General features: G+C 42.4%; 16 protein-coding genes. 7 read left to right on the forward strand and 9 right to left on the reverse strand.

Annotation, left to right across the window (positions count from 1 at the left end):
- The first annotated feature begins 22 nt into the window (after positions 1-22).
- From J2755_RS06200 to J2755_RS06215, 4 genes are read left to right on the forward strand one after another with little or no spacing between them, the layout of a single operon-like run.
- Positions 23-1255, forward strand: coding sequence for a site-specific DNA-methyltransferase (locus J2755_RS06200; protein WP_209680997.1), 1233 nt, complete (start codon positions 23-25; stop codon positions 1253-1255).
- The gene (locus J2755_RS06205) at positions 1228-1662 is read left to right on the forward strand and encodes a hypothetical protein (protein WP_209680999.1); all 435 of its coding nucleotides are present in this window, start codon (positions 1228-1230) and stop codon (positions 1660-1662) included. The genes J2755_RS06200 and J2755_RS06205 overlap by 28 nt, the downstream gene beginning before the upstream one ends.
- Positions 1607-2911, forward strand: a complete 1305-nt coding sequence (locus J2755_RS06210) for a DNA-packaging protein (RefSeq protein WP_245312739.1) — start codon at positions 1607-1609, stop codon at positions 2909-2911. Before J2755_RS06205 ends, J2755_RS06210 begins: the two co-directional genes overlap by 56 nt.
- 2 nt (positions 2912-2913) lie before the next feature.
- Entirely contained in the window at positions 2914-3120 is a 207-nt protein-coding gene (locus tag J2755_RS06215) for a hypothetical protein (protein ID WP_209681001.1), read from the forward strand.
- A 219-nt stretch (positions 3121-3339) separates the two neighbouring features.
- Here J2755_RS06215 and J2755_RS06220 read toward each other — a convergent pair whose 3' ends face one another.
- The 5 genes from J2755_RS06220 to J2755_RS06240 all read right to left on the reverse strand — a co-directional run bounded on the left by J2755_RS06220 (position 3340) and on the right by J2755_RS06240 (position 6461).
- Positions 3340-3837: a flavodoxin family protein gene (locus J2755_RS06220; RefSeq protein ID WP_209681003.1), complete on the reverse strand. Its 498-nt coding sequence runs from the start codon at positions 3835-3837 to the stop codon at positions 3340-3342.
- Between the two features lie 204 nt (positions 3838-4041).
- Positions 4042-5256, reverse strand: a complete 1215-nt coding sequence (locus J2755_RS06225) for a bifunctional 3,4-dihydroxy-2-butanone-4-phosphate synthase/GTP cyclohydrolase II (protein WP_209681005.1) — start codon at positions 5254-5256, stop codon at positions 4042-4044.
- Positions 5257-5271: 15 nt separating this feature from the next.
- The gene (locus J2755_RS06230; protein ID WP_209681007.1) at positions 5272-5445 is read right to left on the reverse strand and encodes a hypothetical protein; all 174 of its coding nucleotides are present in this window, start codon (positions 5443-5445) and stop codon (positions 5272-5274) included.
- A gap of 39 nt (positions 5446-5484) precedes the next feature.
- Positions 5485-5679, reverse strand: coding sequence for a hypothetical protein (locus J2755_RS06235; protein WP_209681009.1), 195 nt, complete (start codon positions 5677-5679; stop codon positions 5485-5487).
- A 71-nt stretch (positions 5680-5750) separates the two neighbouring features.
- Positions 5751-6461: a flavodoxin family protein gene (locus tag J2755_RS06240; protein WP_209681011.1), complete on the reverse strand. Its 711-nt coding sequence runs from the start codon at positions 6459-6461 to the stop codon at positions 5751-5753.
- 192 nt (positions 6462-6653) lie between these two features.
- Between J2755_RS06240 and J2755_RS06245 the strand changes: the two genes are divergently transcribed.
- From J2755_RS06245 to J2755_RS06255, 3 genes are all read left to right on the forward strand, one after another.
- Complete coding sequence (locus J2755_RS06245) at positions 6654-7415, forward strand: winged helix-turn-helix domain-containing protein (RefSeq protein WP_209681013.1); 762 nt, start codon at positions 6654-6656, stop codon at positions 7413-7415.
- 43 nt (positions 7416-7458) lie between these two features.
- Positions 7459-7716 carry a nitrate/nitrite transporter NrtS gene (nrtS, locus tag J2755_RS06250; RefSeq protein ID WP_209681015.1) on the forward strand — a complete coding sequence of 86 codons (258 nt, stop codon included), beginning with the start codon at positions 7459-7461 and terminating at the stop codon, positions 7714-7716.
- A gap of 160 nt (positions 7717-7876) precedes the next feature.
- Positions 7877-8734, forward strand: coding sequence for a DUF1638 domain-containing protein (locus J2755_RS06255; protein WP_209681016.1), 858 nt, complete (start codon positions 7877-7879; stop codon positions 8732-8734).
- 90 nt (positions 8735-8824) lie between these two features.
- On the opposite strand, the gene J2755_RS06260 is transcribed toward J2755_RS06255, so the two are convergent.
- The 4 genes from J2755_RS06260 to J2755_RS06275 all read right to left on the reverse strand — a co-directional run bounded on the left by J2755_RS06260 (position 8825) and on the right by J2755_RS06275 (position 12120).
- The gene (locus J2755_RS06260) at positions 8825-9304 is read right to left on the reverse strand and encodes a DUF2115 family protein (protein WP_209681018.1); all 480 of its coding nucleotides are present in this window, start codon (positions 9302-9304) and stop codon (positions 8825-8827) included.
- Positions 9305-9433: 129 nt separating this feature from the next.
- Positions 9434-10408 carry a radical SAM protein gene (locus tag J2755_RS06265; protein WP_209681020.1) on the reverse strand — a complete coding sequence of 325 codons (975 nt, stop codon included), beginning with the start codon at positions 10406-10408 and terminating at the stop codon, positions 9434-9436.
- Between the two features lie 30 nt (positions 10409-10438).
- A complete protein-coding gene (locus J2755_RS06270) occupies positions 10439-11278 on the reverse strand; it encodes a DUF1638 domain-containing protein (protein WP_209681022.1) in 840 nt (279 codons plus the stop codon).
- A gap of 38 nt (positions 11279-11316) precedes the next feature.
- Positions 11317-12120, reverse strand: a complete 804-nt coding sequence (locus J2755_RS06275; protein ID WP_209681024.1) for a DUF1638 domain-containing protein — start codon at positions 12118-12120, stop codon at positions 11317-11319.
- Between the last annotated feature and the right edge of the window lie 21 nt (positions 12121-12141).

A 12141-nucleotide genomic window follows, 5' to 3' on the forward strand; every position in this document is an offset into this window, starting at 1 on the left:
ACATCCAAAAAAGGTACGAAAAATGCAAGTCATTACTATTCCCGTCGGCGAATTGAAACCTTTTGCCGACAACCCGAAACGACACCCTGAAAATCAGATGTTAGCACTTAAAAAGTCACTTTCCGAGTTCGGATGGACGAACCCCATCCTCGTCACAGCTGACAAGATGGTCGTAGCAGGCCACGCAAGGCTTCAGGCTGCCCTTGAGCTGGGCTTTACCGAGGTTCCCGTAATAACCCTCGACCTTCCATACGAGAAGGCTGTGGCCTACGTCATCGCCGATAACAGGCTGGCTGAGCTGGCAGAGACAGATACTGAAACATTGGCAAAACTGCTGCAGGAAATAGCAGAGATCCCGGACTTTGACTTCGAGGCCATCGGTTACACGTTGGATGATGTGGACGGTCTGCTTGAGTCGATAACACCTGTTGAGTTCACGGAGGATGAGCCACCGGAAGTCCCTGAGGAGGCTGTGACGGTTCTCGGGGATATCTGGGAGCTGGGCACCCACAAATTACTCTGTGGAGACAGCACCGACCCGGAACAGGTGGCCAAGCTCATGGGTGAGGATAGAGCCGATTTGGTATTCACTGACCCGCCCTGGAACGTGAACTACGGAGCAACAAAGCATCCTTCTTGGAAACAGCGTAGCATTCTCAACGATGCAATGGGAACAGAGGACTTCAAAGAGTTCATGATGGCAAGTTTCAGTTGCATGAACCAGTTCTCAAAGGATGGATGTCCGACCTACGTTGTGATGTCGGCCCAGGAATGGGGAAACATGATGCTATCCCTCAAAGAGAACAACTATCATTGGAGCAGCACGATCATCTGGGCCAAGGACAGACTTGTTCTCTCGAGGAAGGACTACCACACCCAGTACGAGCCCATATGGTACGGCTGGAAGGACGGAGCTCCACGGTTGTGCCAGGTAGAGGACAGAAAACAGTCCGATCTCTGGGAGTTTGAAAGGCCATCCGCATCCGAGCTTCACCCGACCACAAAGCCGGTGGCCCTTGTTGCAAATGCCATCAGCAACTCTACCCGACAAAAGGGGATTGTGCTGGACCTGTTCGGTGGCTCCGGTACGACACTAATTGCGTCACATCAGCTCAATCGCGTCTGTTACGGAGTTGAACTTGATCCTCGCTACTGCGATGTAATTGTTCAAAGATATGTCAACTTGACCGGCAACCATGAACTAAAACGAAATGGAGAGGACTTCACATGGGAAGAAAAAAGGGAAGCAAAATGATGGTAGAAATATCCGACCCGCTGATCAAACTCCTTAAGTCCGGGGTCCCTGTGATCCATGCCTGTGATGCTGTGGGAATAGCATCTGTCACCTATTACGACTGGATGAAGAAAGGAGAGACTGCAAAGTCAGGCCAGTATTTCGAGTTCTACCATTCGGTGAAGAAAGCCAGAGCAGAGGCCGTTGCCAGGAACGTTGCTATCATTCAGAAAGCAGCTGCTCATACCTGGCAGGCTGCAGCATGGTGGCTTGAACGCAGTTGTCCTGCTGAGTTTGCCAAGCGGGAGGTTGAGATCAATATGACCCAGAACAACGTCGAGATAAACATAGATGAAACACGAGACAAGATCAATGGCAGAATCAATAGCATTGCTGCCAGAGTCAGAGCGGCAGAAGATCCTGAGTGATCTTAGCGATGACGAGATCCAGCAGCTGGAATACGACTGGAAGTTCTGGGCCCGGCCCAACCAGCTCGCTCCTGAAGATGACTGGCGGTACTGGCTTTTGCTCGCTGGGAGAGGGTTCGGTAAAAGTCGCTGCGGGGGTGAATGGATCCGGGAAAGGGTAGAGTCAGGCAAGGCCCGCAGGATAGCTCTTGTAGCACCTACTGCAGCCGATGCCAGGGATACCATGGTGGAAGGAGAATCTGGCATACTGTCGGTCTGCCCTCCATGGAATCGACCTGTCTACGAGCCATCCAAACGCAGAATCACCTGGCCCAACGGTGCCATTGCTCTGCTTTTCAGCGCTGAAGAGCCGGACAGGTTGAGAGGTCCCCAGCACGACACTGCCTGGTGTGATGAAATTGCAGCCTGGAAGTACCCGGAAAAAACCTGGGACATGCTGCAGTTCGGTTTAAGGCTTGGAGATGATCCCAGAGCAGCCATCACTACAACACCCAGACCTATCCCGCTTGTCAAGAACATCCTGAACGATACCAGTACCCACGTAACAAGAGGATCCACCTACGAGAACCTGTCCAACCTGGCACCTGCCTTCATCGATGTGATCATTAGCAGGTACGAAGGGACCAGATTAGGAAGGCAGGAGCTCAACGCAGAGATACTGGACGATAACCCGGATGCACTCTGGACCCGACAGATAATAGAGGATGCCAGGGTGGCGAAAGTTCCCAATCTTCTGCGTATCGTGGTTGGTGTGGATCCAGCAGTCACATCCAATGAAGCTTCAGCTGACACCGGCATTGTTGTTGCAGCCGTGGATGAACGCGGAGAGTACTATGTCCTGGGGGATTACACTATCCATGCGACACCAAAGAAATGGGCACAGGAGATCATTGCAGCTTACTACAAGCACTCTGCAGACAGGGTCATCGGAGAAGTGAACAACGGAGGTGAGCTCGTAGAGTATACTCTCCGGACGATCGATCCCAATGTTTCCTATAGATCAGTAAGGGCTAGCAGGGGAAAGCAGACCAGGGCCGAGCCTATCAGTGCTCTCTACGAGCAAGGCAAAGTGCACCACGTAGGATCCTTTCCAGCTCTCGAGGACCAGATGTGTGACTGGGTTCCAGGAGAAGGAAGTAGTCCGGATAGGGTGGATGCACTTGTATGGGCGTTGTCAGAGCTTAGCAAATCAAGGTACGGACCGCAGAAACTGAACATGTCAGCACTTATCAAAACAAGACCGAGGTAATTATGAGACCAAAACTCTATGCAACCGTGAGCAAGAATACGACCGCAGTACTTCACCGGGTGATGAAGGAACAGGATTGTAACAAGAGTCAGGCTGTGGACTTTATTGCAGATTATTATTCAAGAATGCAGAACAATCTAAGGGCGAAGCAAGTTGAAGAAACTACAGAGCTTGTGATTGAGAAATTAAGAGAGAAGAAGTTGGTGTAGAGGCTCGAATTAGAGACTTCACACTTTTACTTGGGTAATAGGTATCCTGAAAAGCAGATCAAATCTTTTTGTGAATAAAAACTCACAACACTGATTGAAATTCAGCAGGACTTATTTTGTGTAATTGGAAGTTACTACAGTTATTAAACTGCATGAAAGACACAAGTTCTTTCTGCAGGGCAATGGAAAAAGAGGAAAAAGAGAAAAGGGGTATTTTTGTCATTGGACCTTTGCCTGAATTTCCTTTGCGAATTCCCTTGCCTTCTGTACATGAGCTTCGTCAGGTTGTCCTTTACCAGGAGCTACCATTGCAGCAAAACCTCTCATCTCTGGGTCATCGGACTTTTCGAGCATCTCCATAACAGGCTGTGCAAGCTCTCCCTGACATTCGAATGTACCAAGGAAATTACCGCTAGCTGCAAAATCCTCGATGGTGCTGGTCCATGAATGTATGGCTTCAAATCCTTCAGGAGCAGCATGGGTCATGAAGAATGCCATGTTCTTACCAGCTACATTCTTTGAAATAAAATTTGTAACTTTTTTAGGTATATTAAATTCCATTACCGGTGAACCCACAAATACAAGATCGTAGCCTTCAAAATCGCTTACATCTTTGATTTCTTTAATGTCCTTTTCGCCAGTAATTACATCATAAATCGCTTCAGCTATCTTCTTTGTGTTTCCTGTCTGTGACAAATATGTTACTAATGTTTTCATATTTAATGTTCCTCCAATGGTTTCTGTCATTTCCGTAAATGATTGTAATTAATAATCGGCAGTACATGGTTATATACTTTAGCGTTATAATCATGCACTGATATCGCCTGAGTACAGAAAAATAACCTATTCAAGTTTGTAAAATAACTTCTCCCCAACAATCGTTGATTGAAAAAGAAAAGCAGACCAATCATTGATCACAAATTATAATTGACTATCCATTTTTAAAAGATGTCCCATTTTCAATTGCTTACAATTGAGATAGTCATTATTTAGCTCATTGGGTATTACTTCAATAGGCACCCGTTCCACCACAGTTAATCCATATTCTTCAAGACCCATTATCTTTGTTGGATTGTTAGTCATCAGACGCATTTTTCGAACCCCCAGGTCCTTAAGAATCTGGGCTCCAACAGCGTAATCCCTCATATCGGCATCAAATCCCAACTCAAGATTGGCATCAACCGTGTCGTATCCCCGGCACTGGAGTTCGTAAGCCTTGAGTTTATTGACCAGGCCAATCCCCCGGCCTTCCTGCCTGAGATAAAGAATAACACCAGTTCCCTCTTTCTCCACCATGGCCATGGCTTTATGGAGTTGTTCGCCGCAGTCACATCTCATGGAGCCGAAGATATCTCCTGTCATACATTCTGAATGAACCCTTACGAGGATATCCTTTTCAGGATCGATTTCACCTTTGACCATTGCGATGTGGGTAAGCTTATCCAGGTCATTTTCATAGGCGATCAAATTAAACTCGCCGCCATATTTCGTGGGAATAACGGTTTCAGCTGCTTTTCTGACAAAAGATTCTGTCTTCAACCGATACTTCACAAGATCCGCCACTGTACAGATACCTATGTCATGCTTTTCGCTGAATTTTTCCAGGGAGGGCATTCGAGCCATGGTACCATCATCATCCATTATCTCACAGATGACACCGGCAGGCTTGCATCCGGCAAGACGTGCCAGATCCACAGATCCTTCTGTCTGGCCGACACGAACCATGACACCATTGTCTCTGGCTCTCAGGGGGAAAATATGGCCAGGTCGAACAAGGTCTTCCGCAGTTGCACCATCGGCAATGGCAGTCTGAATGGTGGTGGCCCTGTCTGCAGCAGAAATACCGGTGGTCACTCCATTCTTTGCCTCAATTGAAACGGTAAATCCGGTTTCATATAAAGATGTATTATTCTCCACCATCATGGGAAGGTCCAAACGGTCAGCTGTTTCACCGGTCATGGAAAGGCAGATCAGACCACGACCATACTTCGCCATAAAATTAATGGCTTCAGGGGTCACCGCCTCTGCTGCCATGGTCAGATCCCCTTCATTCTCCCGATCTTCATCATCCACAAGAATGACCATACGTCCGGCCTTGATGTCCTTAATGGCCTGCTCAATGCTTATTTTAGACATATTCGTATTCACTCCTTATAGTAATCCTGTTAAATCATTGCCAATGCCATCCCAACTCTCAGCTGTGTGCTCTTCCATGAAGGGATGAAACAATGTGAGATGGCCTGGCATGGAAAGAATATCCCAGGCTTTCTTCGCAGGAACTCTAACTTCTTTTTCGTAATAGAAAGTTTCTTCGTAGTCAAACATGGTTCAATCTCCTCTTTAGCTTAGTTTATTTTTCAGCAGTTACTTTGGAATTGGCTGGTCAGGCGTGACACCATAGTAATTAGTTCTTGCCTTACCAAACGGACAACCATTTGGACCTGTTATCTTCAGCTCGATGTTCTGTAGTGTTTTACACAGACTGTTGCCAGCACGTGCACCTCTACAGATAATACAAAGCTTTTCACAGAATATTGGAGCTTTTTTTTGGGCTGCCATTTGTTATGTCCTCCTGTTGAAGTTTTATTAATTCCAAAATATCTTCTTTAGTATCTTTTTGCATCCAGTTGTTAATGTCCTTGCATCGCTTCTCCCATAGCTGCAATTATCTTCATCATTTCCTGTGTTGTTTCCTCACGGCTGTAATCGGCAGAGCGCAGTTGTTCACCAAGCTTTTTGCCTGCCTGCTCGGCTGCAAGCATTAATTCATCATCCTTTGTGACATTAGGGATTGTATCCTCAGTGACAGGGACACCTGGTCCGTATTTAAAGTAGTGTACACCCACCTTACATGTTTCACCATATCCACAATAGCTGCACCCAGGGGCACCAATTCCCTGAACGTTGTCTACAACTTTGATCATATTCATTATGCAGAATGTATTTAGATGCTCAGAAGGTGGCGCAGGATCTACACCTCCAAGACTTACGGTAACTGCAAGTTTTCCCCAGAGGATATCAGCTTCACGATGCCTGAATTGATACCACCTTTCCATGAAGGAGTGCATCACTGCGTTCAATGTGTTGAAGTAGTTGACACCGCTTAAAACATAGGCATCTGCTTCAACAATTTTGTCACGCATGGTTTTCATGTCATCATTAACTTTGCAAACATTGTCACCAGCACATGCCATACAACCGATACAGCCACCTATGTTTTTACCGTGCAGTGAAATAAGTTCATATTCACATCCTGTATTCTCCAGGATTTTCTGTACAACTTTAATAGAGCCTGAACGTAATTCTGTCCTTGGGCTTCCTGATATTCCGAGTATTTTCATTTTTTAAACTCCTTCATGTTGTTGATTTCTGAAACTTTTGGTTTTCGGTTTTGTCAATATAAGATACTTATACGTACATGAATATATACCAATCTGTCACAAAAGTATACAAGCATATTTTTAGTCATAAAACTATACTACACATACCTTTTTATAACTGTAAATCAAACTACCGTAAAAAGAGGAATTGTTATGAATGAACTAATATCGGAATCATCAAGCACTTCTTCATTGGAAAAAGAAGTTCGTGCTCTTCGCCTGGAGCTTAATGAATTCAGAAATGAAGTTACAACGGGTAAAACATATTCATTGCTCAACGAGTTCAAGAATCAATGCGCTGGAGATTTTCTTAATGCTTCTCTTGGAAATAACTTAAACAGCATCAAGAATGAGTCACATGAGTGTACGATGTGGGACAATTGCGAACCTGTTTTCACTGAGTACTTTGACAGTTTATCTGGTTTTGCGATAAAAGGGGAGCTATCAGATGCTAACGTTTCAAGTCTAAGGAGCAAACTTGTCCAAATGAAGGAACGTGCAGGGGAATCAAAGGAAACCAAAAAGTGTTTGAATTGCTTCCAACATGCTGAAACATGTTTAGAGACCCAGATCGAAATGTTGCAAGAAATGGGTTTTTGTAAACCCGATAACGGGGATATACAAGTTAAAGATCTTCCCGAAGACCAAATCTCCATTTTAATAGGAGATGCATTGAGTAGTGCCGCCAGAGTCCAGATCCTTAAAGCATTACATGATGATGCTAAATCATTCACTGCACTTTCAAAACTCACAAAACTTCGTGGTGGAAATCTACTATTCCATCTTGATAAATTACAAAGCAAAGGATTGATACGCCAACGTGAAGAACGAGGTGAATATCAGATCAGTTTGCAAGGTCATAATCTCATGAATTCCCTAATAGAGGTTACAAAAGCAATGTCTTTTAGGGTATAAATTTTTATGAGATCGAAGTTAGCAAGCTCTATTGGAGGATTTTTTGAAAGGTACCGAATGGAAAACATGGATCGAAGCATTTCGACTATTTTTTAATGGAGAAACTCTGCGCTCCTGCATCCCGGTAGCACTTGTTGTCGGATTACTTTTGTCAACCATCAATCAAGGTGATGTCATTGCAAGTGGAGCGGCAACTACTTTTACATGGTTCAAAGTCGGGATGAACTTTGTAATACCATTTTGTGTTTCCAGCTATGGATATCTTATAGCGTGTCGGTCAAAAACCCCAATAACTTATTGATAGTGTGGAATTTCATAAAAGTAACAGAGAATTGCATAAATAAATTCGGAGAAAAATATGTCTGCATTAAGTGTATTGGCCTGTAAAATACTCTAGGATGAACTTGTCTAGATCCTGAAGAATTAAATAAGTAGCAACAATTAATGAAACTGATCTAATCATGCCTGTTCTGAGTATAGTTGCATGTGAAATGCTTGAAGATGAACTTGTACATGTTCTCTCAATTGATAATGACATCAAACAATTGTATTTAGTTGAAAACACGAACAGTTTCAGATTGGCGAGGAAACTGAAGTCCAGAGGCATGCGACCTTTCATATTTCCTTTTGACAGGTTATCTGCTATTGTTATGAAAAATAGTCGTGATCTGTTCTCTGAAATCATTTTGCGTTTTCCAAAGTTTTCTATTTTCAAGAAGATACACTATGCTCTTAAAGCAGGAAAATGTGATCATCTCATTATTGTAGTGAATCTCCTTCCAAAAGACCTGCATGCTGATACGGATCGCCTGCATTCTGAAGTATACCGCAATGCCAGAGATATGGCAAAGTTTTCGGATGGAATCCTGCTTTTCTACGGGAAATGCGCTTACAGTTATGAATCCAAGACCAAGTTAAAGTCACTTGATTGTCCTGTTTATTTCCTGAAAGACAATAACAGTGAGGTTGTGGAGGATTGCATCAGTACCGCACTTGGTGGCAACGATGCGTACACGAAAGCCGATAAACTGGGAAAAGGTAAAGGTGTCTTCTACGTAACCCCGATGTGGATTAATTACATGAAAGAGGAGATAAAGCCGGGTAGATCATCCAATGATTACAAATATCTTAATGATCCAAATTACAGCCTGCTCTTTAAGGTAAACCGACCGGATTCCGACAATGCCGACTTTTCCAGGAACGCATCGGAGTTCGCAAAAACCTTTGACATGGATATCATCAATATTAACGGCACTATGAAAATAGCAACTGATTCCTATATGAATGCGAAACTTGCGGTATGTAAAGACCCAGATTGATATTGTTTTTAATATAGTTGGAGTTACCCAAGTGCATTAAGCATAGTGCAGATTAAGTATACTAAATATCTACCTATAGGCAGGCAATAGTTATGTTGCTCTGCAAATACAGTATTTGCACAGGGACATTTCCTCTAATATATGCTCACTCTTTGCAGGGCAGTAATAAACGCCATCATTTTCAAAAATCGTCTGATCTTCATTCATGTACATTCCCGGTGCATGGAGTGGTTCTTTCACTATAAAAGTCAGATATGTGGAAATAATACGAGTATATTCCTTCAAATCTTTTTGACCGGGAGCATACTCATCCATATACATGTTGATCCTGAAACTAAAATCTTCAAGCTTCCCAGTGTCAATCTCCTCAGATATTTCAGAACAATCTCTTTCTTTTAGCTCAGAAAACTTCTTGCTGTTATACCTTGCAAGACATTCCATGTTATACTGAAAACTTCCGGGAGGAGTCTGAATATCGCCGGATTCTTTTTCATTGATCTTTGCTAAATATCCAGAAGAAAGATTGGAAGCTTCTTTTTGTAATAAAAATAATAGTTCACATGAATTCATATGAAATCTCCTCCATATTATGTAAATGAAACATCTTTCAAGCTATAGTTTCGTTTATTTGTTCTTTATTTCAGTCTTTATGGAATTATAGCACTTCTCGAATATGTTGCCTGATGAAAAATGTCAGTTCTACATCAATTCATAGTGTTGCGCAACTTCCAGATTAAAATTGTACATAAGGCTGTTCTCAACGTAACCAGAAAAAAGGCATTTCTTACATTTGTATGCCATGTCCTTCCTGAATTCCCTTGTATTCTTCCATACATTTGCAATCCCGTCATCGATATGACCAATTGGTGCTCGATGAACTCTGCAGTTCTCGATAGTTCCGTCTGCAGTTACGTTCAGTATTATGTCATTGGCATGACAGATGAAATCCGTCCTGAGGTCACGGATCATTTCTAGGTATGTGTAGGAATTGATGATAGGATAACCTTCTTTTTTCATTTCCATTATCCTGCCCACAGTCTTGCGGTACTTCTCGGTATCCCTTATCCCCATGTTTTCCCAGGTATCCCTATCTATTCCCTTAAATTCGTACATGGGCTCGAATGAGATTTTGACATCAAGCTCCTTAGCCATGGTTATGAGTTCTTCAATATCATCTAGGTTTTTACCACTGATGACACAGTTCAACAGAAGAGGTTTCCTGATCATATCTCTGGCTTTCAGGATACCTGGCATGATCCTGTCAAGACTGATGCCTCTTATGTCCTTGTAGCTGGATGTCCCATCCACAGAAACTGAGAGGTAGTCAAGGTCATTCAGTTCACCTATCCTTTTTTCAAGTAGCAGGCCATTGGTGATGAGCGAGGTCACCATTCCCAGCTGCTTCGCATAGGCCAGTATCTCAGGCAGGTCTTCTCTCAAAAGGGGTTCTACGGTCCATGCATTATAGACAAGTATCCCGAAAGCCCTTGCCTGATCAAGGAGTTTAAATATACCCGTGAGCTCCATCTCCTCTCCCTCTGTTTTCCAGTATTCGCAAAAAGAGCATTTCATGTTGCATCTGGAATTGATGGCGTGAGATAATACAAAGGGTTGTTTTTTTATTCGCATCTGCCAGATAGCCTTTGCTGCAATGAGGGGTGAGTATTTGGTCATGGGGATTATCCTGGATTGTTTCTTCTTTCGTTAACAGTTTCCACTCTCGGAAATACTTGTTTTAGTTTCCATATATGAATTACTGGCTATATCCATCGTTCCATTAGTGTTAATAATCTCCATGTCAAACTCTTTTGCAAATTCAGAAGCATTCTCATGGTAAGTATTATCTTTATAAATTTGATTGTTGATCTTGACAAGAAAAGCATAATCAGGGTTTCTTAGATATCTAGCGTGTTCCTTATAAGATTGCGTAGATCTGAAGTTCTCTTTATTCATATCGGAAAGCCACATTGGGGTTGCATAGAAGACACCTTTGCCTTTTCCTAGTTCCTTGCTATTCCCGTACGCATCGTTACCACCAAGTGCTACGCTAATACAGTCATCAACAAGATTTCTTTCATTGTCTCTCAGAAAATAAACAGGGCAATCAAGCCCCTGCAGATCGTCCTGTACTTTTTTAGAACTATAACCACATTTCCCATAGAAAAGAAGGATACCATCTGATATTTTTGAGATTTCTCTGGCATTCAGATATACTTCAGATTGCAAATGATCAATATCAGAATGCAGGTCTTTTCTCAGAAGATTTACAACAACCGTTAATTCCTGTTGTTTCTTCCTATTAAACGAATCATATATTTGCCTTAAGATTGGAATATCTGAAAACAGCTTTATGAACCTGCCAGATGATCTTCTATTGTTTTCTAATACAATTGGATACAATCGATCAGATGAAAACACAAAAGGCTTTAGATTTTCAGACTTTAGTTTTTGTACAAACCTTAAGCTGTTTTTGTTCTCTACCACAAATAAGTTTTTAATTTCAAGGTCTTTTGAGAGAACATAAACCAGTTCATCTTCGAGCATTTCGCAGGCAAGTATACTTAACAGAGGCATGATTATTTTTACATGTTTTTGTTCTTTATTTCATCCTTTATTGCAGAATAGCATTTCTCGAATATCTCCTGATTACCGCTGACCTCAAAGGTGCTATATCCAAACAAATTGGCATATTCCTCGATCTTTGCATCAACATCTTTTACATATGTCAGGCCCGTATTGACCTTTGCAACCCTTGAATATCCTGCCATGTCGTTGACCATTTTTGCCATCTTGAGCGCTTTTCCAGGATCAGAATTATATTTGTCGATGTTCAAAAGTTCTCTCCACGAATTGGCATACATGGGTGTAAAGAAAAAAGCAGGTTCTTTACTGTGGGTTTTAAGCAGCTTCAGATAATTTGCTCCACCGCCGACTGCAGCTCCGATGCAGTCATCCACAATTCTTTCTTCATCCCTTAGTATTCGCACGACGCAACCATCTTTTTCAAGGCAGAAATCCTCTTCGACCTTTCCCAGAACATTACCACAAAGGCCGTAAAAAAGAAGTATGCCATCGGAGAAAGGAATCATTTCCTCAATACTATGGTAAACCTCGGATTTCAAGGTTTTTGGCACTGCGTGAAGTCCAAGTTCCAGAATATTAACTACTACTATTGATTCATTTGTTTCAATGTATCCTAGAAAATCTGGTAGCTTTTCAAAAGGAACCATTTCATAAGAGACATTCTGTTCATTAAGTTTTGCTGCAAATTCTGAAATGTTATTATTTTCTACGATTATGATCTTATCAACTTCAGGATCATTGCTAAAAAGCCAGACAATTTCATCTTGCATTATCTCACATGAGATTATACTCATAACGGACATTACCAATCTCCTCCAATTTTA

The sequence above is a fragment of the Methanohalophilus levihalophilus genome, from assembly GCF_017874375.1.
GTDB classification, from domain to species: domain Archaea; phylum Halobacteriota; class Methanosarcinia; order Methanosarcinales; family Methanosarcinaceae; genus Methanohalophilus; species Methanohalophilus levihalophilus.